We start from the raw sequence: 668 nt of genomic DNA on the forward strand, positions 1-668 counted from the left end.
ATAGAGACGATGGTCGAGCGGTACGCCCGCGATCGTGACACCCAATTCGCCCATGTCGGTGAAGTCGGACAGGCCGCGCTGACCGGGTTCGTGGGTCTGGCGGAAGATGACCTCCTGCTCCTCGCCGTGGATCGCCCGCCAGGCCCGGATCCGGCGCTCCAGCGTGCGACGGATGCCGGCGCCGAGCTCGGGATGGCGTCGGAGCAACTCCTCGAAGATCGTGACCGGCCGCACACCGGGGGCGGCCTTCAGCATCGGCGCGATATCTGTCTCAAATACGCGGGCCAAGGGATCTGGCCGGCGACGGCCGCGGGGAGCCTTCTTCTGCGACGGAAGGCGTCGATCCTTCTCGATCCGGTAAGCGGTCGAGGTGCTGAACGAAGCCTTGGCGGCGGCCACGGGTGGGCTATCGGTCTGACGGTACTTCATGTAGAGCCTCATTTGGTGATCGGTAATGTGTCGGCCTGGCACGCGAGTGATTCCTCTTGGCGGAAGAACCACTTGCATAACCAGCCGGCCGCGATCACCAGTCGGCGCGGTCCGCTGTGGATCGCGCCGACGCCGGGCTCGTAACTCCGGTCGGGCTACGCCCTCCCTGCGTCACGAGCCCGGCGTAGCCCTCTCATCATGGTCGACGCTCCACTTCCATCCTGTTCGCCGCGCGGCAA

1 protein-coding gene is annotated in these 668 nt (G+C 66.2%); it reads right to left on the reverse strand.

The features are described from left to right. Nucleotides 1-471: IS21 family transposase (locus IF809_RS38695; protein ID WP_462840098.1), on the reverse strand; the 471-nt coding region annotated here is incomplete at its 3' end. Nucleotides 472-668 lie beyond the last annotated feature (197 nt).

The sequence above is a fragment of the Bradyrhizobium sp. UFLA06-24 genome, from assembly GCF_054967145.1.